The sequence below is a fragment of the Undibacterium sp. GW821-FHT11H02 genome (assembly GCF_058808015.1).
Window position 1 is genome coordinate 13,589 of sequence record NZ_JBXARG010000009.1, and the last position, 25,599, is coordinate 39,187.

The window sequence follows — 25,599 nt, forward strand, 5'->3', positions numbered from 1 at the left end:
TAGTCCGCCTAGTTCAACGAAGCTGATTTTGCCGCCAGCCCATCTAACAGTAATTGATGTACGCCGCCAAAACCGCCATTGCTCATCACCAGAATGTGATCACCTGCCCGCGCTTTTTGCACAATATCCACTACCAAGGCTGATAGTTGATGATGAACTTTCACTTTATCGCCTAGTTCCGCAAAAGTTTCGGCGAGATCCCAGCCTATCGCATCTTTACCACTTTGCGCACCATACACGAACACCAAATCGGCATTTTGCAAACTGGCCGGTAAAGCTTGTTTAATCGCTCCCATTTTCATCGTGTTGGAACGCGGCTCCAACACAGCCAAAATACGCGATGCACCTACTTTATGCCGTAAGCCCTGTACCGTAGTCGCAATTGCAGTGGGGTGATGTGCGAAATCATCAATCACGCTCACGCCTGCCACTTCACCACGCAACTCCATACGACGTTTGACATTAACAAATTCGGATAAGGCCGCAATCGCGGTGACTGGCGTAACGCCAACATGACGTGCAGCTGCAATCGCTGCTAAGGCATTCATACGGTTGTGGGCGCCATTCAAAGACCATCGCACTCTAGCTTGCAGCTCTGATTTAAAGTAAACATCAAAATCTTCAGCGTCTTGCAAAACCAGTTGCCAATCGTCGTCAGCACTACCCTTTTCATCGGTGAAATATTCTTTGTCACTCCAACAACCACGTTGCACCACGCGCTGCAATGAGGCCTCTTTTGCATTGACAATCAAGCGTCCGATTCCTGGCACAGTACGCACCAGATGATGAAACTGCGTTTCTATCGCAGCGATATCAGGAAAAATATCAGCGTGATCAAATTCCAAATTATTTAAGATCGCCGTTTTTGCGTGGTAATGCACAAATTTACTACGCTTATCAAAAAATGCCGTATCGTACTCATCTGCTTCGATCACGAAGAAATTAGATTTTTTCCCAGCACCTTCTATGGTTTCACCAGACAGACGGGCGGATACACCAAAATTTAATGGCACCCCACCGATCAAAAATCCCGGCGCATAGCCCGCATAGTCCAAAATCCACGCCAACATAGAAGCCGTCGTCGTCTTACCGTGAGTTCCAGCGACTGCCAGCACCCACTTATCACGTAATAATTGTTCGCCTATCCATTGAGGGCCAGACACATAGGGCAAACCCCGGTTCAAAATCGCCTCCATCAAAGGATTGCCGCGTGACACAACATTACCGATCACATACAAATCAGGCGCCAGATCAATTTGCTCTGGACCAAAACCTTCGATCAAAGTGATACCCTGGGCTTCCAACTGGGTGCTCATGGGTGGATATACATTCGCATCACAACCTGTCACACGATGTCCAGCCTGTTTCGCCAATACCGCCAAGCCCCCCATAAAGGTGCCGCAAATGCCCAAAATATGAATATGCATAAAATAATGCCAACTTTCCACAATGCTTGATCACGAACAAAGCAGGCAAAAGTTTGCGCTTTTCATTCAATTTGACCAATTTTTAACAATTGCCGCAATTCTACCTGAGCAAGCAGACAGACACGACTAAACCGAATGCGATATGATGCGCAAATGACGAATTTTATTTTTAATGAAGGCGATCCGGTAGCGCAAATACGTGATGAAATTGCATCACTTGCCGCCAAGTTTATCGCGGAAGAAGGTGCCGAATACGGCGCAGCTAAGCGTCGCGCCGTTAAGCAATTACTTGGCAACCAAAAGTTAAATGGCAATATCCTGCCCGACAATGAACAAATTGAACAAGCCGTGCGCGAATATCAAGCCTTGTTTTTTGCAGACACACAGCCCGCGCGCTTGCATCACCTGCGTCAGACTGCGGCGATTTTAATGCAAGAATTGGCGCAATTTAATCCCTACTTGATAGGCGCGGTACTCAATGGAACCGCAGGTGAACATTCAGACATCCACCTTCATTTATATACTGACAATAGCAAAGATGTCGCCATTTATTTACTCAATGCCGGTATCGATTACGAAGTGTCAGAACATCAGGGGAAACGCGGCGACCCGCTAGAAACACTAAGTTTTATGTTTAAAAACGAAGGCGTACACTTATTAGTCCATGACATCGATGATCTACGCCACACCGACAAAAAAGAGCGCGGCAATCTCGCTAACTTAAACAACTTAATTGAACAAGCTGAAAATCATGATGAATAAACGCTTCGCTATTTCCGCCGTAATAATTGGTTTGGTATTCGCAGGCCTTGGGGCAACTATAGGCGCCAAGAAATTTGAACCCGCACCCGCCGCAGACAATGCCGCGCAGAAATTATTTGCATTGACTTTAAATGATGCTCAAGCCAAACCACAAGCCATCAAACAATGGCAAGGAAAATTTCTCGTCGTCAACTTCTGGGCAACTTGGTGCAAACCTTGCGTCGAAGAAATGCCAGAATTAGGCCAACTACAAAAGGACCTGGCGAGCAAAAACGTGCAATTGCTGGGATTAGGCATAGATACGCCAACAAATATTGCAGAATTCACACAAAAATACCAAATTAGTTACCCCGTTTTTGCCGCCGGCATGGATGGCACCAGCCTCTCGCAGGCCATGGGAAACAAAGTGGGTGGCCTGCCCTTTACAGCTCTAATTTCAGCAGAGGGGAAAGTTCTTAAAACCTACTCTGGTCGCTTAAAAATGCCTGAACTGCGCGCAGACATACAGCGTCTGAATATAAAAACTTAAAAAGTTTCCGTGTTTTTCCTTGCCAATAAGGGGTAAATAACGGCAAAATGCCTGCAACTTCGGCAAAATGATAAATTCTATGGCACGCAAGATCTTGCTCATCAACGGACCTAACCTGAATTTACTAGGGTCACGTGAACCTCAAATCTATGGCAGTCAAACGCTCACCGACGTAGAAAATGCAGCAAGACAACAAGTAGAATTGGCAAAAGCTGAATTTTTTTGTTTCCAAAGCAATCACGAAGGTGCATTAATCGACAGAATTCACGCCGCTCGCGCTGAAAACATCGATGCCATCGTGATCAATCCTGGCGGATTTACCCACACCAGTGTTGCATTAAGAGATGCTTTAGCGGGAGTTGCCATCCCGTTTTTAGAGATTCACATTTCTAATATTCATCAAAGAGAAGCATTCCGACATCATTCTTATCTTTCCGACATTGCAAAAGGCGTCATCTGCGGCTTTGGTGTAGATGGATATCGCTTAGCAATTGACTTTGCACTAAAAAACCTTTAAATTCTCGCATCTTCACGCAATTAACATACATCAATCATATAAAAATGATTTTCAATATGCCTTGCGTTCATTCCAATAACAGCTTTTAAGCTACCAAGAGTAAGCTTAAACGGCACATTTTTTCAGGAGATTTCACATGGATTTAAGAAAACTCAAGACCCTCATCGACCTCGTTGCGGAATCCGATATTTCTGAGTTAGAAGTCACCGAAGGCGAAGGCAAAGTCCGTATCGTCAAATCTTCACCCGCGCCCCAAGGCCAAATGGTCATGATGCAACCACAAATGCAACAAGCTATGCCTGCTCCTGCTGCGGCACCAGTTGCTGCCAGTGCGGCACCTGTCGCAGCCCCGGCTGCGGAAGGCCATGTTGTTAAATCACCTATGGTGGGTACTTTCTACCGTGCTGCTTCACCTGGCTCTGCTGCCTTTGTTGATATTGGCAAAAATGTCAGCGCTGGCGATACCCTATGCATTATCGAGGCGATGAAATTGTTGAACGAAATCGAAAGTGATTTCACAGGCAGCATCAAGCAAATCCTGGTCGAAAACGGCCAACCTGTTGAATTTGGTCAACCATTGTTTATCATTGGTTAAGTTAATCATAAGCGCTAGCATCCGCATCGTCGCCTGCAGTTTGATGACTCTGTTTGCTTCGCTAGCTGCTGCTTCGCTAGGATATCTGGCGAAAATAAAATTGACTGACACTAAGCTCCCGGGCTGCAACCTCTGCCAAAGCAAAATACATTATGTTTGAAAAAATTCTGATCGCCAATCGCGGCGAAATTGCCCTCCGTATCCAGCGCGCTTGCCGCGAGATGGGTATTAAGACCGTGGTCGTTCACTCTGAAGCTGATCGCGAAGCCAAATACGTCAAATTAGCTGATGAGTCCGTTTGCATCGGCCCTGCCGCATCCAATCTCAGTTATCTGAGCATGCCTGCCATCATCAGCGCTGCTGAAGTGACGGATGCACAAGCAATCCATCCGGGTTATGGCTTTCTGTCCGAAAATGCAGACTTCGCAGAACGGGTAGAACAATCAGGTTTTGTGTTTATTGGTCCGCGCGCTGAATCGATTCGCCTGATGGGCGATAAAGTGTCCGCGAAACACGCGATGATCGCAGCGGGCGTACCTTGCGTACCAGGTTCTGAAGGCGCCTTACCCGACGATCCTAAAGTCATCGTGCAGACGGCGCGTAAAGTGGGCTATCCAGTCATCATCAAAGCAGCTGGTGGTGGTGGCGGGCGCGGTATGCGCGTGGTTCATACCGAAGCTGCATTATTGAATGCGGTCACTATGACCAAGACTGAGGCTGGTGCTGCATTTGGCAATCCTGAAGTCTACATGGAAAAATTTTTGGAGAACCCACGCCACGTGGAAATCCAGATCTTGGCCGATCAACATGGCAATGCCGTTTGGTTAGGTGAGCGCGATTGCTCTATGCAACGTCGCCATCAAAAAGTCATAGAAGAAGCACCTGCACCAGGTATTCCACGTAAGATTATCGAGAAAATTGGTAATCGCTGCGCCGAAGCTTGCCGCAAAATCGGCTACCGTGGCGCTGGTACATTTGAATTCTTGTACGAAAACGGCGAATTCTATTTCATCGAAATGAATACGCGCGTACAAGTTGAACATCCTGTCACGGAAATGATCACTGGCGTCGATATCGTACAAGAACAAATTCATATCGCTTTTGGTAACAAACTACGCTTTAAGCAGTCTGATATTGAATTGCGCGGCCATTCCATCGAGTGTCGTATCAATGCCGAAGATCCGTTCAAGTTCACGCCATCACCAGGCCGTATCGTGACTTGGCACACGCCGGGTGGTCCAGGTATACGCGTCGATTCGCATGCTTATGCCGGTTACTTTGTACCACCCAATTATGATTCCATGATAGGCAAAGTCATTTCTTACGGCTCGACCCGTGAACAAGCGATCCGTCGTATGCAAATCGCTTTGTCTGAAATGGTGGTGGAAGGTATACAAACCAATATTCCTTTGCACCGTGAATTGATGGTGGATGCCCGTTTCATCGAAGGTGGCACCAATATTCACTACCTCGAGCATAAATTAGCTGACATGCCAGTACTGTCTAAGAAAGCAAAATAAAGCTTTGTAACCTAGCTAGTTTAATAGTTTCCACGACGCGATTGAGATACTATATTCAATCGCGTTTTTTGATTTAAATCGTCGCCACTTTTTGGTGCACGAATATGCAATTTGAATTTGAAAGCACATTATGGCCTGGGTAGAAATCATCATTGAAGTTGCACGCGATCACGCAGAAAATCTATCTGATGCTTTAATGGATGCGGGAGCCTTATCGGTTTCAGTCGAAGATGCAGACGAAGGTACTGATGCTGAAAAGCCCTTATTCGGGGAACCCGGCATGGAAATCACCGAACGCGCTTGGGAGCGCAGCCGCGTAGTTGCTCTTGCCGATACGGACATTGATCATGCCGCTTTAGTCAATGCTGCCGCAACCTCCATCAAGCTGGCCGAAGTACCCGCCTTTACCACTCGCAACGTAGAAGAACAAGACTGGGTACGTTTAACCCAATCCCAATTTGAACCTATTCATATCGGCAAAAACATCTGGGTTGTCCCAAGTTGGCACGCAGTACCTGATCCTAGCGCCTTAGTCTTGGAATTAGATCCGGGTCTCGCTTTTGGTACCGGTAGTCACCCAACTACCCGCTTATGCATGGAATGGCTGGAGGCGCATGCACCACAAAACTTATCGGTGCTTGATTACGGTTGTGGCTCTGGCATTTTAGCGATGGTGGCAAAAAAATTACAAGCCAACAAAGTAGTCGGCGTTGATATCGACCCTCAAGCCATAGAATCTGCAAATTTCAATGCAGAACGCAATCAATGTGAGATTGAATTTTCTTTGCCTGAGGCATTTGGTGAACAACATCCAGCCGCACATCAGTTCGATGTCGTCGTCGCGAATATTTTGTCCAGCCCGCTTAAGCTGATGGCACCGATGCTCTCGGGCCGCGTTGCCCCCGGTGGTGCGCTAATTTTATCGGGTGTGCTAGCACGCCAGGCAGAAGAAGTTGCGGCAGCTTACGCTCCATTTATTCAATTAAGCGTGTGGCAAGAACGCGAAGGCTGGGTCGCTTTACACGGCCGGCGCGCTTAACATCTCATAGCGCAGACGACTGACCAGCAACATCCATTAAGGCCTACTTCAGTTTTGACTTCCGTTTATTAAGAAATATCATGGCACTCGCAACCCAATGTCCTCATTGCTACACCAGTTTTCGAGTAGCCAACGATCAGTTAAAACTGCACGCCGGCCTAGTGCGTTGCGGTGCCTGCAAACAAACCTTTAATGGTATTGAACATTTGCTGGCACCCGGTGCGACGCCAAAAAGCCCGCCAAGTAAAACTTCCGATACTGAGAATTCGGCGGCACTAGGGGACACACCTGACACCTCTCAAAGTGACACTCAAAATACTGCAAATGCGGTTGACGCAGAAACAGAGGCAAACTCACACACACATGAAAACCCTACAGCGCATGTGGCTGATCAGGTCGAGGAGGCTAGCGTTTCATCCGCAGCCAAGGTCAATTCACTTGCCGACCATCAGAACGGCGATGCACACGAGCCGGAATCTATCAGCGAAACCACTCCAGCATTAGAAACACAGTTAGCAGCTCAAACAGACACGTCGGAAGTAAGCACTGAGGATAGCGCTCTTGCTGCGAATCTCGAAACCAGGGCACAGACCGAGAGCGAAGATCTGACAACAGCATTGGCAGCTGAGCCAAAGGAAACTAGTGAGCCGCCAGAACGAGATTCGTACTTAATCGACAGTCCATCTGAGACATCAGAACAAGTTTTTCCTGAAGTGAATGCAGACCTCGCTGCGGCTGAAACGGATCTAGATGAAAATTTAGATGTAGACTTAACTGAGGTCGACTCATCCGATTCAGAACAAGAAATAGTAGAGAACAAAGCCGACAGCACCGAAGTTGAAATTAGCAATCCGCCAACGACAAACACAGCAAGGACTCATGATGCTGAAACTCAAACTGCATCGCAAATAAGCGACAACAACAGCAGCGAACCCGAAATCTCAGAAGAGACTAATAAACAGCTCAAGAAACCTGGCGCGCTCACCGCGAGCTTGGATTTTGAGCTCAGCAAAGAAGACCAAGCGTGGGCTGACGACATCACCCAAGTAAAACAATTAGAATTAGAAACGCGCGCGGCAGTCCTCGATGAAACTAGCGATGCATGGTCAAAGCATGAGCAGCAATCGGCGCAAGATGGCTTTATCGATTCACTAAAAGATTTAAAACCTATATTCGATGATATTGGCGACTTTGGTTCAGTCAGACATCACTCCCCACTCAATTCAGAAGACCCACTTCAGTCCCTCGATGATTTGAGGATTAACGACAGCAAAACAGACAGCCTGTCAGATCAGGAATTGGATCTTGATCTCAATGTGGATACCAAAGACGATGAAGTCACGCCGGCTTTTGTGTTGCAAGCAGAACGCGCTCAACGTTTTGGAAAATGGAAAAAAATCGGACTTAGCGTCACCGCATTCTTATTTGTACTAATGGGAGTAGCACAAAGCATCTACTTCCTTCGCTCTGATATTGCAGCACAATTCCCGCAATTCAAACCTCAGTTGCTCAGTGTTTGTAAAGTCTTATCCTGCCAGATTAAACTGCCGGCACAAAAAAGTATGTTAGAGATCACGGGTAGTGAATTGCTCATCTTGAATGAAGAACTCAGCATGAACACGCTATCGGTTCAAATTCAGAATAAGAGCAACACCTTGCAAGCATGGCCTCATTTCGACCTTACCCTGAAAGACAGGCGCGGCAAGGATTTATTACAAAAAGCTTTTACGCCAGCACAGTACCTTGAAAACAAAGACTTGCTAAACAAAGGTATGGCAGCAAATAGTGAGTCAAATCACAAGATATTTTTTCAGTTGAACGGATTAAAAGCATCGGACTACACCGTGGAGATTTTTTATCCTTAAACCTTTGCAATATTTCAAATTTGTTTTCGCAGATTTCGATAACGCTCAGCACGAGCCGCAATCGAAGAAATTAATTTTTCAGGATCAATCGGCTTAGTCAAAAAATCATCGGCACCTGTTTCTAATGCGCCGATCTGTTTTTCCATCTCCGTTTCTGACGACAAAAAAACGATGGGAATATCAAGATAATGATTGTTTTGTCGTATTAATTTCGCCATCTCGATACCATTACATTGTGGCATATGCAAATCAGTCAAAATTAATTCCGGCTTGAATTTTTTAATCGCTATCAAGATCTGAGTCGGATCGATCAAAGACTTCACATGCATACCCGCGCTACTCAAGACGGCATCAAAAAAACTCAAGAAAAACTCGTCATCATCGACCACCAATACACGATAAGAGCGCACAGTATTTTTTGCGATTTTTTCGTCTATTCGCACGCTCAATGCCTGTACATCAACCGGCTTAATAAAATAGCCTTCAGCACCCTCACGTACCGCCGCTAATCTATCATCAAAATTATCCTGAGCTGACACGTAAATCGCTGGAAAAGTCGTAATCACTCTAACTGCCATGGCAGCCTTAGCGCGTTGTCCTTGTTCCGAATCGATATCTAATACAACCGCGGCGGGCGCTCTGATCAGAATGGCAGCGCGAAACTCTTCCAGATCACTGAAATAGATAACTTCATGATTAAATAAACGCAAAAGCTGCGCCAAGTCAGCACCATATACGGTATCTGCAGCGAACACATAGACCAAGTCGAATTGGCGTCGTTGTTCCTGCTCTGAAGTATCATCCATAGTTTGCTCATCCAGCTCAAAATTTTCGTGCATTATTTACTCTATCAATGGGAATCATAAAAAGCCACTAAAACTCACAACTAAGCCACCTGCCAACATCGATTTTATCTTTACTCAATCGCAATCTCGCCCCATAGATGTCGCATACTGAATTTCACTGGAACCTGATCTCTATGTAAAACCTCGCGGATACCATGCAAAGTTTTTTGCGTATCGCGCTTAATCGCTACCGGTAGCGGTGCTCCCCATGGCCCCGTGAGAGCATGTACATAGGGCGTCGTGGCGCTAGCACCTTTACTCGTGACGACACCCATCTCGCCATTATCTAACTTGACAAAAGTACCTATAGGATAAGTTCCGAGTTCACGGATAAATAAGGCCACCAACATCAAATCGACCGTCGATTTCCCAGCAATTAAGATGTCACGCAATGCTGCACTTGGTAGCAAAGATTTACGATAGCTACGAGAACAAATACGAGCACAATAACGATCCGCTATGGAAATAATTTTCGCATTTTGTGCGATCTCTCCACTTTTCTTTTTACCTGGATAGCCAGTACCATCTTCGTTTTCATGATGATCTAAAACCCAAGACAACCAAGCTTCATCATGAATACCAGCCGCTTTCAACATGCGCACACTTTGTTCAGGATGCTGAAAAATCAATTCCTGCTCTTCAGCATTAAGCCCCTCGCTTTTCTCTTGTAAGTGCTCTTGCTGACTCAACATACTGACATTCATACTCAAACAAGCAGCGGCCAGAAAAATAATTTCCTCGTCGCTTTTCTTCAGTGCTTTCCCGACCAAAATTGAAACCACTGCGACGTCCACACAATGCCGGATCGCATACCCTCCACTTTGATGCAGCAGAATACAACCCAATGCAACATCGGTGTCCAGATAAGTCGCGATCATGGTTTGTTTTGCGAGGGTTAAAAATTTGGCCCTGGCTTGCGACTCATCCGCCAAGTTGAAGGAGAGCGCAGCGAGTTCATTGCGTATTTGAGAAATCATACGAACGACGGAGGGTCGTTCTAGTGTTTTGGGGAAAATCTTTCTACCTTCGGCATCAAGCTGCGCATTATCTTCCGCGGGATCACTGCCTACATACAAACCGCGCTGCAATAAAATTTCAACTTGATTGCTATTGCTTACTACAAAGCCACGCCGCAACAACAGGCCGCCGTCGCTACCATAGACATCCCATTTCAGAGGCTGACCGAGTTGGATATCGGACAGGGAAATGCGCTTATTTGACATACTTACTCCAGCTATGTTCTACCGCATCAAAACAAAGCTAACAAAAACGAAGCGAATAGCTCGACGCTCTTATCCTAACAGAGGATTGCCAAATTACCTGTTTTTCGTCCATTTCCTTAGAGGTTTTCACAACAACTCTATCCTCACTACTTTACCTAAAGCCGAAGGAACGCGCGATTTTCAGTTTATCAAATCGAAAAACGCCAACCGACTCTGCGTAGAAAATACATCAAGAATGCAAACACACCCGTGAAGGCGGCAGCGAAAGCAAATGAAGAAAATTCTGATCCCAAAGCTGGTTCCAGGTGAGCTGCGAAAAGCTGCTGATATAAAGGCGTCATCCAACCCAGAGCCGCCAAAATGCATGTCAAAATCCAAGATCCAGCATAAGCAGCGATCGCATTGATACCAAAACTGAGTCCTAAAGCAGGCCACGCGCTATGATCAATCAAATGGTGCGCAAGCCATAAAGCCAGGCAGGCAAAACTACTTGTCCACAATACAAACGACGACGTCCAAAGCTGCTTATTAAAAGGTAAAAACACAGACCAGCACCAAGCGACTAGTGCGCAGAAAATCGCCGCTTGCCACAAACGCGGCGTCAGACCGCCACGCAATAAGGCACCCGCCAATACACCAACCAAGACAGAAACCAAAGCCGGTATGGTACTTAACAAGCCTTCTGGTTCTTGTGCGAGCCCTGTTTTTACATCGAATGAGTAAGCCAAATGGCCTAGCAAACGGGTATCGATTTGATCCACCAGATTCATATGCGGTTCATACGAACCAGCAAGACTTAATAGGCCCCAATAGAGCAGTAAAATAGCCGCCGCAATCCATGCCAAAAACGATACACGACGTACATAAATTAAGAGTAAACCCGCCAGAATAAAACACAGCCCTATCCTTTGCAGCACGCCCAGTAATCGAAACTCGCGACCAGGTATCAAAGCATACGCAATAAGATGTAATAACAAACCCAAAGCAATGATGCGAACACCACGCCATACAACAGTGCGAGCCAGATCCAAACGATCGCTACCAGCTTCTAATTTGGGCATGAGCGCTAAATAAAGTGACACCCCAACAATAAACAAAAAGAAGGGGAAGATAAAATCGGCTGGTGTCGCACCATGCCAACTAGCATGCTCCAGCCAGGGATAGACATGATCCCAGTCTCCAGCGCTGTTCACCAACAACATCGCAGCAACGGTCAATCCACGTAAAGCATCAACCGATAAAAAGCGTTGATGGGTCTTGTGTGTCAGCATATTTACCTCTTCCTCAAACAAAAATCATTTTTTTGACTACGTAATTCATACATTTCACACAATACCAGTTTGATTTTTCTGATTAAAATGCACCAGAAAAATACTGCCAACATATTGATAAAGTATTTTTATATCAAATAGACAGAAATGGGGTCGTCTAGGACTTTAAATTATGCAAATTATAGAGTTCTTCGCTTCAATTTATCATAAATGAAAACAAAAAAAGCAGAAACAGTTGTATATTGGTACGTAAGTGGCATTAATTTTGTAAAACCAGTTGACCTGAATAATTGAGGATAGTATGTTCTGCCATGCAGGGTAAAAAATTCAAATTATCGCCATGTCATCATCACTAGGAATTCGTTCATGACAACTGAAAAAAATAACTCACGCTCGCCTATTTCGTGGGTGCCAAGCTTGTATTTGGCAGAAGGCTTGCCATTTTTTGCGGTGGCGCTGGTGGCAGGCTTAATGTATAAAAGCCTGGGCGTATCTAACGAGGATATCGCCTATTGGACTGGCGCAATTGGTTTTGCTTGGGTATTTAAGCCCCTGTGGAGTCCATTCTTGGAAGCCGCTCGCAGCAAAAAATTTCTTGTAGTTTGCTTTCAATTAATCGGGGGCGTGAGCTTAGGTTTGGTGGCGCTGTCTATGCAGCTTCCTAATTATTTCGCCATCAGTATTGCTTTACTAGGCGTCGTCGCGATAGCCTCGGCGACCCACGATATCGCCGCAGATGGTCTCTATATCGCCAGCTTAAGCAATAAGCAGCAAGCCGCCTATGCGGGTTGGCAAGGTGCGTTCTTCAATGCCGCTAAATTTATTTCTTTAGGCGGCCTGGTTATCCTCGCAGGTCATTTAGAAAAAAGTATGCCGCCAGCACAGGCATGGGCCATCATCTTTGGCCTATTAGGAGCGATGCTGATTGGTTTAGGCCTATATCACAGCTGGTCTTTGCCAAATACAAAACAAGAAGAATCCAAGCAGTCTATGCATAGCATCTACACGACCACCGTAGACGTCGTCATCGAGTTTTTCAAGAAACCAGGAATCTGGTTGGCCATTCTATTTATTATTTTATTTAGAACTGGCGAAGGTCAAATCCAAACCATAGGCCCACTCTTTCTAAAAGAGCTGAAAAGCAATGGCGGTCTGGGTTTAAGCAATGAACAAGTGGGTTTGGTTTATGGTACCGCAGGGACAATTGCCTTCCTGGCCGGTAGCATACTCGGCGGTTATTTCACCTCTTGGCTAGGCTTACGTCGCGCTTTACCCTGGCTGATTATTGCGATGAATTTTCCGAATGTATCTTTCTTTTTTCTCAGTACCACCATGCCGGAAAGCCTGTTGATCATAGGATCGGCACTCAGCATAGAAATGTTTGGTTATGGTTTCGGTTTCGTTGGATTAATTCTGTTCATGATGCAAGTAGTCGCGGTAGGCAAATATCAAACCGCTCATTACGCATTAGCAACGGGTGTTATGCAATTAGGTTTAGTCATCCCTAAAATGATCAGCGGTAAAATTCAAACTATGCTGGGCTATCACCATTTTTTCATCTGGGTTTTACTCTCGGCTCTGCCTGTCTTATTTTTGTGTCGCTTCTTAAAGATTAAAGATCAGGAGCCCGCCCCTGCTGAAAATAGTGCAGCAAAAAATAATGGCGTTGGCGCAGAAGTTTGATTCTTAAAAAGAGGTGAAGACAAAAGCCTTTTGATCTAATGCGAACAGAAGATTTCTGGTTTCAAGTTTTCTGTTCGATGTACATCCAAACTTCAAGAGTGCTCAACTTACTCACTAAGTTTAATCAACGAGAAGTCAAGCCCAGATTCAAATTTAAGAAACAAAAAAACCGAAATGCAAATCTTGCATTTCGGTTTTTTCTTTTCTGCTAGCTGAGCCTATCAGTTCAGCATCAAATGTCAGGTCAAACTAGTTGATCAAAACCTGCCACCGGCACCTCGCCAGTCGCCTCAGCTTTACCCGATAGCCAGTTTGCCAGCGCCTCAATTGCCGGTGCAGCAAAACCATAAGTAATCAAAGCGGGTGCCGCGATATCCAAGCTTTGGAAGGGATTCCACAAGACCAAATGTAAATCTGGTTTCCAGGTTTTACGCGCATAGTCGTTGTAACGAATGCGCACCGTAGAAGCCAGAATCACAGTACGTCCATCACTAGGTAGACTGGACCACTCAAAGCGATTGGCATCGTCAAATGTCGTGGTTTCCAGATCATAAATCTGCGCCAACATAGTGGCGACTTTATGGGCTGGAATACCAGCTTCGGAAACCCCGTCACTCACTACGTCGGCGCTGATCACCAAGCGCACTTTACTACCAGGTTGTGGTGCTTGTGGTTGACGATAAGGTGTTAAACCACGTTGCCACGCTTGCGCCATTAACACACGATCCGCCGCATCAGTCTGTTCGGTATAACTACCACTAAGGCTAGGATAAGTTTCCGTTAAGTGACGGATACGCGCTAGTTTCTTTTGCAAACTCGTGTACTCGATCTCACCAGACACAATCGCTGAACTTAAGGCATCCAAGGTCTCTAATTGCGTTTCCGTGTTACCCAAAGCCATGACCATATCAGCGCCCGCCGCTAAAGCTTTCACCGCAGCGATGCCGACGCCATAGCGCCCTGCAATGGCATGCATATCCATGCCATCCGTAATCACGACACCATGATAATTCCATTCATCACGCAAAATGCCTGTGAGTATGGCCTTCGACATGGTTGCAGGATTTTCTGGATCAATTTGTGGATAGACAATATGCGCAGTCATCATCGCCGGTGCATTTTTTGCTGCGGCTTTAAACGGTGCCAACTCTAAAGCATCGAGCTGCGCGCGTGACTTATTCACCTCTGGCAAATCACGATGAGAATCGACATGAGTATCGCCATGCCCCGGAAAATGCTTGACGCAACAGGCAACACCTTCAGCCAAACTACCTTCCATCCAGGCACTGGCAAGTTGATGCGCCCGCACTGGATCAGCGCCAAATGAGCGCTCAGAGATGACCGGATTATTTACGTTATTATTTAAATCTAAGACGGGTGCAAAATTCCAGTTAAAGCCCAGGGCCTTAACACTGCGAGCGACAGCGGCACCCACTTGGCGACACAAGTCAGGATCATTACTTGCCCCAAGCGACATTGCAGCGGGCGGCTGCGGTACCCAAGTCGAGCGCACCACTGCGCCACCTTCTTGATCGATACCAATCAAAGCCTCAGGCCCCATCACTGCACGCAAATCGGCAGTCAGTTTTGACAACTGCTCTTGATTCACCATATTCTGACGGAACAGGCAAATGGCACGGATATGATTGTCGCGAATAAAATTGGCTGTCGCTTCACTCAAGACAGTTTCAGGCATACGGATCATGATCGATTGCCCGGCGATACGACGTGCTTCTTCTTTACTGATCAGGTTACTCATTGCTTTTCCAAGTTTTCTCGATGGCGATGGATAATTAAAACTTCGAATTAAGAATTCGAATTAAAAATACGAAAAATTGTCAAAGAAAAGCGGGAATCAATTTATCTGATTTCCCGCTTAGCTTAGTTAATTCAGCTGATTAATTCGTTTTAGTTACTTTACTCAAGTGACGAGGCTTATCTGGATCTAATCCACGCGCGACTGACAGATGCGCCGCCATGACATAGAAGGACTGAATCGCCGCAATAGGATCGAGATCTGGCGTTGCCGCTGTAGCCAAAGTCAGATTCCGTTCTTTAACATCAGCAGGTGCCGCCAATAATACATTCGCACCACGACCACGCATTTCTTCAGCCAAGGCGATCAAGCCTGCTTGTGCTGGGCCACGTGTTGCGAAAATCAGTAATGGATAACCATCATCAATCAAGGCCATAGGGCCATGCTTAATCTCAGCACCACTAAATGCTTCCGCCTGAATTACCGAAGTTTCTTTAAATTTCAGAGCAGATTCCAAAGCGACAGAGAAACTAATGCCACGACCAACCACCATAATTCTTTGCGCAGGTGCTAGCACGTCCAAAGCATTTGACCAATCGAGCTGCGTCGCCTGATGCAAGACCTGCGGCAACTCTTCAATACCGGCAAGGAATGCTGGATCATTTTGCCAATGCCCCGCCAAACGTGCACCGGCCACAAGAGAGGTAATAAAGCTCTTAGTCGCAGCAACACTTAACTCTGGCCCCGCATGCAGCGGCATAGTCCATTGCGCACTTTGTGCTAAGGGGGAGCTGGCATCATTCACCAATGCCACTGTTGTCGCCCCGTTTTCGCGGAAATAACGAATCGGCTCCACCACATCGGGGCTTTGACCAGATTGTGAAATTGCAATCGCTAGGGCATTTTTGACGTGTAGTGGCGCCTTATTCAAAGTCACCAAAGACATAGGTAAAGAAGCGACTATATGACCTAATCGTGCCATGATCAGATAGGCCGCGTAGTTCGCCGCATGATCAGAACTACCACGTGCGATAGTCACCACAGAGGACGGTGGCGTAGCGCGTAAAAATTGTCCTAACTCGACTAAACGTTCACGATCTTGACTTAACTGTGCAGCGACAAATTCACTTGACGAACACGCCTCTTTAAGCATCTTTGAGCTCAATTTTTTCTCCCTCGATATAAACAGCAATTAGATTCAAATCCCGATCAAGAACTACTAGGTCCGCATAAGCATCGACTTGCAGACGACCACGATCAGATAATCCTAAAAAATCTGCTGCGTAGGTAGAAACACGCTTAGACGCATCTTCCAGCTCTAAGCCAATCTTGACTAAATTCTTTAATGCCTGATCCATGGTCAAGGTACTGCCAGCGAGCGTACCGTCAGCCAGACGCACACCACCAAGACACTTATGCACTACTTGACGTCCCAGCATGTATTCACCGTCGGGCATACCTGAGGCTGAGGTGGAATCGGTGACGCAATACACTTTAGGAATTGCACGCAAAGCGGCACGGATTGCGCCTGGATGTACGTGCAATAAATCAGGAATAATTTCAGCGAAATTCGCGTGCGCCAATGCGGCACCAACCATGCCCGGCGCTCTATGATCTAAACGAGACATCGCGTTATACAAATGGGTGAAGCTACTGGCGCCATTTTCTAAAGCGGCCACACCGTCTTCATAAGTGCCCAAGGTATGGCCGAGTTGAACACGCATCCCCAGATCGGTCAATTGACGCACCATTGCCAGATTACCTTCAACTTCAGGTGCCAAAGTAATTAATTTGATGGGCGCAATTCTATCCAACAGCTGCACTTGTTCCAACGAACCGGCATGGGCAAAATCAGGTTGAGCTCCTAACTTTCCAGGATTAATATAAGGCCCTTCCAAATGCACACCTAAGACTCTGGCGGCACCACGCGCCCGTTGCTGACAAACAGCCGTTAAAGCATGTAAGGCATTTTCCAAATCAGACATGGGAGCAGTCATAGTCGTTGCCAACATACTGGTCGTACCATGCTGTGCGTGCATACGCGAAATCACATCGATCGCGCCCTCGCCTTCCATCGTATCTTTACCACCCGCACCATGAACATGAAGGTCAATAAAACCGGGCAAGATATAGCACGCCTGATTCGTATCTGGATCGACTCTCTGGCTTGGCAAAGCGGTAATTTTTTGATCGAAACTAATACGACCGTTTACCCAGCCAGTTGGTGTCAATACATTGCCGTCTATGCTTTGTGCGACTGATCCCATTGCACTCATCTAAACAACTCCACAACAAAGTCATAATAATCACTACGGCAATAGGAATGCGTTAATTCAACCGCCGCACCATTCGCCAGATAACCGACACGGGTAATCAATAACATCGCCGTGCCTTGTTTGAGCCCAATTAACTTTGCTTGCTCGGCCGTCGCACTCACCGCGCGGATATGCTGCAAAGCGCGAGTTGGCGAGGCATTATTTTGATCCAGATAACCATATAAACTATCCGTGACTAATTTGGGATTCGGCAAATACGCATTAGGGATAGTGGTGCTTTCAATTGCCATCACCACATTGTCTGCCGTACGCAAACGTTTGAGACGTGAAACCACCGAGTGCGGTGACAAACCTAAAGATAAAATTTCTTCTGGAGAGGCAACCCCGGTATCACGCGACAACCACTGCGACCCTGGCATAAAACCACGTTGCCGCAACTCTTCACTAAAGTTAGTGAGACGTGACAAAGGTTGCTCCAATTTCGGCGTGATGTAAGTACCCGAACCGTGCTTACGAGTCAGCAAACCACGCTCACAAAGCATCTCAATCGCTTTGCGTGCTGTGACGCGTGAAATTTCCAAAGCCTCGGCTAACATACGCTCGGAGGGCAAGGCCTCATCGGGCTGCCAATAACCATTGTGAATACCATTCGCCAATTTATTTGCGAGTTGCAAATAAAGTGGCGTAGAACTATCGCCATCAGGTTTGAAATCAAGTAGTTGTGCCAACATCTTTTTTATCCTCTGAATTCGCTATGATTGTTACGACTTCAAAAATTGCTTTTTGACTAAAATCAAGGCCCCTGCGGCAGAATCGCCGCTAGGCTTAGTCACGCGTTGCAATAATTTTTCTGGCAAATATGCCCAAATTGCCTCCGCCAAGCCACCGCAAAGTGCAATTGGCATACTACCAGTTGGATCTAAGGCATGTGCCATTTTCTCAACTTCTAAACCCGCGTCCAGCAAGATATTTTTTGCTTTAGGGTTATGAGCCGCGTATTCGATCACCAGGGGTGCCAGTTGCGCAAACTTAGTTTGATTCGCACCACCTAGCCAGGCAAACACTGCATCCCGACTGCCGCCGCAAAAATCAATTAAGGCTTGAGCAAATGCATCCATAGGGCTACGGCCATCCAATGCATGTTGTACGTGATTGATGGCGCGTAATCCCATCCATGCACCACTGGCCTCGTCGCTGGAAGGAAAACCCCACCCACCAACCTCACGTCGACTGCCATCTGCATGCATGACTTCACCCACACTACCAGTACCCAGGGCAATAATGACACCAGGCAAACCTTGATGCGCACCAAGCAGCGTCGTTCCGGCATCGGTTTCTACCGCCAGGCCAGCAAAACCAGGGTTTTTGGCACGAAACTCGTCGGCCCAGACTTTGTTATTCACGCCGGCCAAACCACAACCAATCGCCATTTGATCCAATGCCGGCATGCTAATACCAGTTTCCGCAAATGCTCTTTCAATTGCTGTTAGAATAGCTTCCCATGCTGCTTTTGCTCCGTGCATTAAGCCCGAAGGACCCGCGCTCGCACGCGCTAATTCTCTGCCGTCTTTGTCCACCAACAAAACACGGGTTCCCGTGCCACCGCCGTCAACACCGATCAGGTATTGAAATTGCGATGAAAACTGAGATTGCGGCTGCGCTTGCTTTGAATCTTTCACGGCATCATCCAACAAAAAAGCTCTGCTTTCAGCAATGCCATTAGTGGCAAATGCAACAGAAATCTAGACAGAAATTACGACTTAAGTACACTTTAGGTGTTTCTAAAGTGGCTGTCAATAGGTATTTAAGTGGTATTCAAACTATTTGCAATTACTTGCCTTCTTTTTGAATAATTTGCGACAAAAAAAAGACGATTCACAATCCCGTAGCGGCAGCAGTAAACACCTAAGAATTCTTATTTTTACTCTTATGTATCATCATCAAATTAGCCAGTAAGGACAAAAGTCACGCAAGCAATTCTGACTCAAACAAAACCAGCGACTTTGGTAAAAAAACGCCACTGGTTTTCAAGTACAAAAGAAAAAATAAACGCTCTTAACGATCAACGAATAAATCAACCAACAAACTAAAATATCGATCAAACAATTAACTTGAAAATTAAAAGACTTAAAAAAAAGTGACGAAGCAATTTCCGCCTCGTCACCCTTTCTTAATTACTACCAAAAATACATGAACCAGATCGCACAAAACTGAGCTAGCGATTTCATCAATTTAAACGACCCGGCTCACACCTCAATTACATCTTCACACGCAAAGTCAAATAATACTGACGACCACTTTGATAGATAGAACGTGGTTGATTATCGTTCAGAGCAAAATACTTCAAAGTTGGATTATTCAAGTTATGCGCATCGAAAGAGATCGCAAAATTCTCATTGATTTTATAACCCAATGAAGCTGACAAAGAACCTGTCGCTGCTTGTGAGAACGCTGTTTCACGGTCCAGGCCACTATAGAAGGCTGAACGGTAGCTATAAGACAAACGCGCATTAAACGTGTCATCTTCATAGTAACCACTCAAGTTATAAGTGTTCTTAGACGCGCCAACCACTTCTTGATCTTTCGCATCTTTAGCATCGGCGTAAGTATAGTTCGCGGCAAAACCGAAATTAGCGCTGATCGGTTGTTCGTAAGCCAATTCAAAGCCTTTGACTTTCGCACTAGAATTAACTGGAACACTTAACACGTAAGGCACCATCGCACCTTGTGGAATCGCGGAGCTCGTAGTGAAATAACTTTGTGTGGTTTGACCAATACCAACATAGCTAGTCAAATCCATGTAGTAAAGGCTACCAGACACCAATGCGCGCGGCGCAAAATACCATTCCAACGACGCATCAAAATTATTCGAACGAATTGGTTTCAGATTTGGATTGGCGCCACTACCACTACCGGTACCTGTTGCTGTCGATGGTGGGCTCAAGCTAATCGCACTAGCCAAAGCACCGAAGTCAGGACGCGTCATTGTTTTAGAAACAGCGATACGCGCTACCAGATCTTTTTGCACATCGAAGCGCAAGTTCAAGCTAGGCAGTACATCGTTGTAAGTATTGTCGGTCTGTGCAAAATGGAAAGTACCAAAGTCAGACGATTTTTGACCCGCGCCAGGACCCGTCAAAGTTGAAATTACACTTTCTTTAGTTTGCACGACACGCACACCCACGTTACCACTCCAGCCTTCACCTTCCATATTCCCTTGAACATAGAAAGCATTGACGTTTTCTTTCAAAGCAAACTGCGTACCGTAATCAAGACGTGTGCCATTGTTATCACGATTGGAGTATTTGTTAAACTCAGCCAATTGCGCTGGCGTGTAATACCAAACATTAGAAGGGAAGTTACCACCCAAGCCGGAACCATAGTTCGATGGATACTGACTCACAGTTGAAGGGAACTTTGCTGGATCGTTTTGTGCAACTGTGCCAACCGGGCACCAGCTAGATTGCGACCAATCCCAAGGCGCTTGAGTGCCAGCGGCATTTTTACAGCCAGGGCCCTGGCCCAATGCGGCACCGCTATTGCGCTTATGTTCAGTGGCACGAACGCCAAATTTCAATGAACTAAACACACCTTGATTCAACTGATATTCGCCATCCAACTTGGCCCATGATTCTTCATCATTGACTAAAGTATTTTGATAACCAAAAACCCAGCCTAAAGTATCTTTTGAACGACTAGCATAATTGGTATTTCCCAAGCTCCAGTCAGCCGCATTGTTGACGCCGTTAATTTTGTATGATGCACCAGAACCGTTACCCACGTTCCATTCAGCCACGTCCTGCGTTGGTGTTTTGCCTTTCGCCTTAGATGTACCTAACTGTCCATTGAAGCGCAAATCAGAACTTGCTTTCCAGGTTGCTTCGGCACTGAAGAAATTCACTTCTGAGCCCGCATCTGGACGGGAAATCTGATCGTAGACACCATAAGTGGTACCAGCGACTGGCTTAAATGTTGCGCTGGTCAAGGTTTTAACGCCATTGTTATTAGCCACTGTATATCCTGGCTCTGGTGCTTGACCATTTCCGCCATCGATAAAGTGAGAGCCCCACAACATGTAGTTACGATTGTAGTTAGCCGCATCCAATTTAGAACTAAAACCACTCAAAACCACATCAAATTCTTTGCTTGGTTTAAATTGAGCACTGATCAAACCACCCGTACGATGACGAGTTTGTTCAAACAAAGCAGAGCCCATCAAACTTGGGTAGTAAGCACCAGCCAAATCTGGATTGGTTTTTGCCATAGGGCTAGTTGCTGAAATTTGTGACCAACCCAAAGTCTCTTGACCGTCGCGACGCAAACTACGTTTTTCAGAGAAAGCCTGCACCATCAAACCGAAAGTATTCGCATCATTTTTCCAGTTAATCAGTCCACTCAACTGCGGATCAGATTTCTTTGGCAAATCAGCATAGACCAAGCCCAAGGAGGCTTCGGCGGTCAATTGTTTTTTAAACTCCAAAGGCTTGCGCGTAATCACATTGATAGAACCAGCAACGCCACCTTCGACCAAACTCGCTTGGGAGGTTTTGTTGACTTCAATGCGACCAACTAATTCTGAAGGCAACAATGTGTAGCTGATTGAACGACCAACACCAGCACCCGATTGATTCAACACGAACCAATCACCCGCCGCCATGTTGTGACCGTTGATCAAGGTTTGCGTCAAGCTTGGATTAGTACCGCGCATACTGACGCGATCATTCTCATCAAAACCACCTTCATTACCAGAAGCAGAACTGGTCGTCACGCCGGAAACACGTTGCAAGGAATCAGCAACGTTCTTGTCCGGCATCTTGCCGATATCTTCAGCAGTAATCACTTCGATATGTGATTCCGCATTACGCTTTTGATTCAAAGATTGCTGCATTGAAGCGCGAACACCAGTAACAATAATTTGTTGCTGTTCTTCTTTTTCAGCTTTCTTTGCGTCGGCTTGTTGCGCCTGTGCAGACATTGCCACAGTCATCATCAAAACTGTGACGGCAGATGCGATAGGCGTCAAACCCGGTTTCATATTACTTTTCATGTATTCCCCCAAGACTTCCATAAAGACACTAATAAAGACAATTAAGCTCAGCAATTTCATTGATCTAAAATTTGCTTTGCACGAATTACCACTTATCACGAAAATTCAAACTACTTAAAATCACTTCGCAAAAATCAGGCTAAGTTCACTGCACTTTGGCGCCCAATCGCCACGAAATCTTTCAAGCAACATCTCCAATACTGCTAAACACCATTCATGTGACTGCTGAGACTTCGAACACTCCCCCCACAGGAATATTTACAACACAACATCTCATGCATCGAGATCAAACATCAGCCAAACATTTATTTTTTGAAGAGTCTTCACTTTAAATTCTTCAATACCAATTGTCAAACGGTATTCATGTGGTATTAGATTTATTTGATTGGTATTGTGCAAATTTTAGGCATTGGTATTAGTATCAAATACCCATCAACAGCATTAAGCAATTGTTTTTAAAAGGCTTTTTTTCGACATATTGCCAATTGGCATGCAATGGTATGTTGACTCAAACCAACACCAGTTCGAAAAATACCACTTTCATTATGAAATTTGGATTAATCGGTATCAATTTTCAACAGGAACCGTTTTTATGCCTGCCTTTTTTTCGGTTATTCAATTAAGAAAAAGGCGTGCTGGCGATGGCAAATCCTGCAATAGGCAAAATTTAAACGCTAGGACAAACAACATGGACGCTCACGCCATACCAGCGTTTCTATTAACTGGCGATAAAAATTCGGCGTAACGCATCACTCATTGCATTGCTGCGAAAGCAAAGCCGCTATCGATTTTCAATCTTGTTTTTGACATAGAAATGCTGCTTGTAGCCATCCAAGAAATATGGAATACTTTGCTTAAGCGTTTCGACTTCACCTCCTTCACGCAACAAAACCCTCCTCCCACATTGATGTAAAAAAAGTGCAGTTCAGGCTGCGCTTTTTCCCTTTTTTTATTTCAACTTGGTGAAAAAATGAATGTAAAGCGTATTGCGATTATTGGTGGAGGTACAGCTGGTTGGCTGGCCGCAAACCATTTAGCGGTAGAGTTAAGGGCTGAGACAGATATCAGCATCACGGTGATTGAGTCACCTGAGATCGGTATTATTGGCGTAGGCGAAGGCACCGTACCGCACATCAGAAAGTCATTAATGAAATTCGGCATTTCTGAAGCCGACTTATTAGCCTGCTGCGATACCACCTTTAAAAAAGGCATCAAGTTTGTTGATTGGATGAGGCCGGGTGCAGATCCCTCAAATAATTTCTACTACCACCCATTTTCTTCACCTTATCCTGCTGGGGTTGATGTCACTTCGCTGTATCTAAAAAATTCTCAATCAATGAATTTTTCGGAAGTGACGGAAGTGCCGCAATTGGCCGAAGCCATGAAATCACCAAAAAGAATTTCCTCTCTCGAATATGAAGGCTGGACCAACTATGCCTACCATTTTAATGCGGTCAAATTTGGGCAGCTCTTAGCAAAAAATGCGAAAGAAAATTTGCGTGTATTACACAAAACAGCAACCATCATAGATGCGCAACTGAATGAAAAAGGCGAGGTCGATTTTTTGCTTACAAAAGAAGGCGAACAACTTCATTTTGATTTTTACGTCGATTGCTCAGGATTCCATTCGCTGATTCTTGGAAAAATATTCAATGTGCCTTTCATTGACAAGTCATCACAAATAGCAACCGACACCGCACTCGCAGTACAGATACCAACCTCACCGACCGCAGAAATCGCTCCTTATACTTTAGCCAAAGCGCATCAGGCTGGCTGGTTATGGGATATCCCACTCACCAACCGACGTGGTGTTGGCTTTGTCTACGCTAGCGCTCACATGACAGAATCTACTGCAATTGAACAACTATCGCGACATCTTCAAATTGATGCGGAAAAATTCTCCCCCAGAAAGATCGCTATGCGCATGGGTTATAGAGAAAAATTCTGGTGCAAAAATGCAGTTGCACTAGGGCTTGCGCAAGGTTTTGTTGAACCCTTAGAGGCCACTTCAATATTCGTTACCGATTTCGCTGCTGAACTTTTTGCCCGCAATTTTTCAACAGAAAAAGACAGCATGTCAGTAGCTGCGGACTATTGTAATAAGGTGGTCGCTTATACCTGGGAGCGTGTTATCGACTTCATTCAGATGCACTATTATCTATCCGATCGTGACGACTCCAGTTTCTGGCGCGCCAATAAACACGATAGCAAATTATCCGATGTACTGGCTGAAAGGCTAGCAATATGGAAAGTGAACGCACCTAAGAAATCCGATTTCTTTAGTCGCTTTGATCTATTCGATGTGGATAATTTTCTGTTTGTTTTGTACGGCATGAAATTTAAAACAAACAGTAAGAAAATGACGCCTTATGAAGCACAGTACTACGAACGAGAAATTCAAAACATAAAACTCAGCGGACAAAAACTCTCGCAAGAATTACTCGGTCATCGAGAATGGTTAGAAAAATTCCAAACGGCTTATAACAAATCCCTGGCGGCATAATATGACAAACCATTTTTTAATCAACACCTCTCCCGACCTGCAAGTGGTGACTATTGGTGAGCACCAAGCACTCATAATTGATGACTTTTTACAAGATCCGCATGCGATGTTAGCGATTGCGCGGCAAAGCCAATTTGAGAACTATCCTGGCTATGCAGAACACAAAGGTTATCCTGGTATCCGCGCCCAAGCGCCTGTTGATTACTCAAGTAGCATTACCAGTTTTCTTGAACCTTTGATCAAAGCGCATTTCGAGATTCCTGACGCACTTGCATTACGTAAGAGTATCTGCGCTTTTTCATTGACCACCATGCCCGCAGATGAGCTTGGCCCACTACAAAGAACGCCGCACTTTGATGCCAGCACGCCGCATCATATGGCAGTACTACTCTATCTCTGCAATGAACGACACGGCGGTACCGGATTCTATCGTCATAATGCGACCGGCCTACAGCAAATCACCGAGGCAACTCGAGAAAACTATCTTGATGTCTACTACGAAGAAATCAATCGTAGACTTCCAGCACAACGCTATTTTGATGACTCCAACGAACACTTTACTTTTCTCGGAATGATTCCTGCGAAGTTCAATCGTCTCGTGATTTATCGTGGCAGCCTATTGCATACTGCTTGTATTAACCCGTCTATTAGCATAGACGCGCGACCCGACACTGGCCGCCTAACTGTCAATACGTTCTACGATTTTTAATGCAAAATGGCCCGGTAGAAACCGGGCCATCT

The 25,599-nt window shown here is 45.7% G+C and carries 20 protein-coding genes; 10 read left to right on the forward strand and 10 right to left on the reverse strand.

Annotation, left to right across the window (positions count from 1 at the left end):
- Nucleotides 1-8: 8 nt before the first annotated feature.
- Nucleotides 9-1,427, reverse strand: a complete 1,419-nt coding sequence (gene mpl, locus AC1RR2_RS10790; RefSeq protein WP_493222260.1) for a UDP-N-acetylmuramate:L-alanyl-gamma-D-glutamyl-meso-diaminopimelate ligase — start codon at nucleotides 1,425-1,427, stop codon at nucleotides 9-11.
- A gap of 153 nt (nucleotides 1,428-1,580) precedes the next feature.
- Here mpl and AC1RR2_RS10795 point away from each other — a divergent pair, with 153 nt between their 5' ends.
- The 7 genes from AC1RR2_RS10795 (at nucleotide 1,581) to AC1RR2_RS10825 (ending at nucleotide 8,254) form a co-directional block, all read left to right on the forward strand.
- A complete protein-coding gene (locus tag AC1RR2_RS10795; protein ID WP_493222261.1) occupies nucleotides 1,581-2,189 on the forward strand; it encodes a hypothetical protein in 609 nt (202 codons plus the stop codon).
- Entirely contained in the window at nucleotides 2,179-2,718 is a 540-nt protein-coding gene (locus AC1RR2_RS10800; RefSeq protein WP_493222262.1) for a TlpA family protein disulfide reductase, read from the forward strand. Before AC1RR2_RS10795 ends, AC1RR2_RS10800 begins: the two co-directional genes overlap by 11 nt.
- Before the next feature lie 79 nt (nucleotides 2,719-2,797).
- Nucleotides 2,798-3,235, forward strand: coding sequence for a type II 3-dehydroquinate dehydratase (gene aroQ, locus AC1RR2_RS10805; protein ID WP_493222263.1), 438 nt, complete (start codon nucleotides 2,798-2,800; stop codon nucleotides 3,233-3,235).
- Between the two features lie 136 nt (nucleotides 3,236-3,371).
- Entirely contained in the window at nucleotides 3,372-3,830 is a 459-nt protein-coding gene (gene accB, locus AC1RR2_RS10810; RefSeq protein WP_493222264.1) for an acetyl-CoA carboxylase biotin carboxyl carrier protein, read from the forward strand.
- A 152-nt stretch (nucleotides 3,831-3,982) separates the two neighbouring features.
- Nucleotides 3,983-5,350, forward strand: a complete 1,368-nt coding sequence (accC, locus tag AC1RR2_RS10815) for an acetyl-CoA carboxylase biotin carboxylase subunit (RefSeq protein WP_493222265.1) — start codon at nucleotides 3,983-3,985, stop codon at nucleotides 5,348-5,350.
- A gap of 130 nt (nucleotides 5,351-5,480) precedes the next feature.
- A complete protein-coding gene (prmA, locus tag AC1RR2_RS10820; protein ID WP_493222266.1) occupies nucleotides 5,481-6,389 on the forward strand; it encodes a 50S ribosomal protein L11 methyltransferase in 909 nt (302 codons plus the stop codon).
- Nucleotides 6,390-6,469: 80 nt separating this feature from the next.
- Complete coding sequence (locus AC1RR2_RS10825; RefSeq protein WP_493222267.1) at nucleotides 6,470-8,254, forward strand: DUF3426 domain-containing protein; 1,785 nt, start codon at nucleotides 6,470-6,472, stop codon at nucleotides 8,252-8,254.
- Between the two features lie 14 nt (nucleotides 8,255-8,268).
- On the opposite strand, the gene AC1RR2_RS10830 is transcribed toward AC1RR2_RS10825, so the two are convergent.
- The 3 genes from AC1RR2_RS10830 to AC1RR2_RS10840 all read right to left on the reverse strand — a co-directional run bounded on the left by AC1RR2_RS10830 (nucleotide 8,269) and on the right by AC1RR2_RS10840 (nucleotide 11,593).
- Nucleotides 8,269-9,093, reverse strand: a complete 825-nt coding sequence (locus AC1RR2_RS10830; protein ID WP_493222268.1) for a response regulator — start codon at nucleotides 9,091-9,093, stop codon at nucleotides 8,269-8,271.
- A 77-nt stretch (nucleotides 9,094-9,170) separates the two neighbouring features.
- On the reverse strand, nucleotides 9,171-10,322 hold the full coding sequence (locus AC1RR2_RS10835) for an HD-GYP domain-containing protein (protein ID WP_493222269.1): 1,152 nt from the start codon (nucleotides 10,320-10,322) through the stop codon (nucleotides 9,171-9,173).
- 188 nt (nucleotides 10,323-10,510) lie between these two features.
- Nucleotides 10,511-11,593, reverse strand: coding sequence for an acyltransferase family protein (locus AC1RR2_RS10840; protein WP_493222270.1), 1,083 nt, complete (start codon nucleotides 11,591-11,593; stop codon nucleotides 10,511-10,513).
- A gap of 366 nt (nucleotides 11,594-11,959) precedes the next feature.
- On the opposite strand from AC1RR2_RS10840, the gene AC1RR2_RS10845 reads away from it, so the two are divergent.
- Nucleotides 11,960-13,276: an MFS transporter gene (locus tag AC1RR2_RS10845; RefSeq protein ID WP_493222271.1), complete on the forward strand. Its 1,317-nt coding sequence runs from the start codon at nucleotides 11,960-11,962 to the stop codon at nucleotides 13,274-13,276.
- Between the two features lie 244 nt (nucleotides 13,277-13,520).
- On the opposite strand, the gene nagZ is transcribed toward AC1RR2_RS10845, so the two are convergent.
- The 6 genes from nagZ to AC1RR2_RS10875 form a co-directional block, all read right to left on the reverse strand.
- Entirely contained in the window at nucleotides 13,521-15,035 is a 1,515-nt protein-coding gene (gene nagZ / locus AC1RR2_RS10850) for a beta-N-acetylhexosaminidase (protein WP_493222272.1), read from the reverse strand.
- 139 nt (nucleotides 15,036-15,174) lie between these two features.
- The gene (locus AC1RR2_RS10855) at nucleotides 15,175-16,185 is read right to left on the reverse strand and encodes an SIS domain-containing protein (RefSeq protein ID WP_493222377.1); all 1,011 of its coding nucleotides are present in this window, start codon (nucleotides 16,183-16,185) and stop codon (nucleotides 15,175-15,177) included.
- The gene (nagA, locus tag AC1RR2_RS10860) at nucleotides 16,178-17,299 is read right to left on the reverse strand and encodes an N-acetylglucosamine-6-phosphate deacetylase (RefSeq protein WP_493222378.1); all 1,122 of its coding nucleotides are present in this window, start codon (nucleotides 17,297-17,299) and stop codon (nucleotides 16,178-16,180) included. Before nagA ends, AC1RR2_RS10855 begins: the two co-directional genes overlap by 8 nt.
- 5 nt (nucleotides 17,300-17,304) lie before the next feature.
- Nucleotides 17,305-18,039 carry a GntR family transcriptional regulator gene (locus AC1RR2_RS10865; RefSeq protein WP_422997292.1) on the reverse strand — a complete coding sequence of 245 codons (735 nt, stop codon included), beginning with the start codon at nucleotides 18,037-18,039 and terminating at the stop codon, nucleotides 17,305-17,307.
- A gap of 30 nt (nucleotides 18,040-18,069) precedes the next feature.
- Nucleotides 18,070-18,987 carry a glucosamine kinase nucleotide-binding domain-containing protein gene (locus tag AC1RR2_RS10870; protein ID WP_493222273.1) on the reverse strand — a complete coding sequence of 306 codons (918 nt, stop codon included), beginning with the start codon at nucleotides 18,985-18,987 and terminating at the stop codon, nucleotides 18,070-18,072.
- Between the two features lie 578 nt (nucleotides 18,988-19,565).
- Nucleotides 19,566-22,355 (reverse strand): TonB-dependent receptor, encoded by a 2,790-nt coding sequence (locus AC1RR2_RS10875; RefSeq protein WP_493222274.1) that lies wholly within the window; start codon nucleotides 22,353-22,355, stop codon nucleotides 19,566-19,568.
- Between the two features lie 970 nt (nucleotides 22,356-23,325).
- On the opposite strand from AC1RR2_RS10875, the gene AC1RR2_RS10880 reads away from it, so the two are divergent.
- Both AC1RR2_RS10880 and AC1RR2_RS10885 read left to right on the forward strand, forming a co-directional pair.
- On the forward strand, nucleotides 23,326-24,858 hold the full coding sequence (locus AC1RR2_RS10880) for a tryptophan halogenase family protein (protein ID WP_493222275.1): 1,533 nt from the start codon (nucleotides 23,326-23,328) through the stop codon (nucleotides 24,856-24,858).
- 1 nt (nucleotide 24,859) lies between these two features.
- Nucleotides 24,860-25,567, forward strand: a complete 708-nt coding sequence (locus AC1RR2_RS10885) for a DUF6445 family protein (protein WP_493222276.1) — start codon at nucleotides 24,860-24,862, stop codon at nucleotides 25,565-25,567.
- The last annotated feature ends 32 nt before the right edge of the window (nucleotides 25,568-25,599 follow it).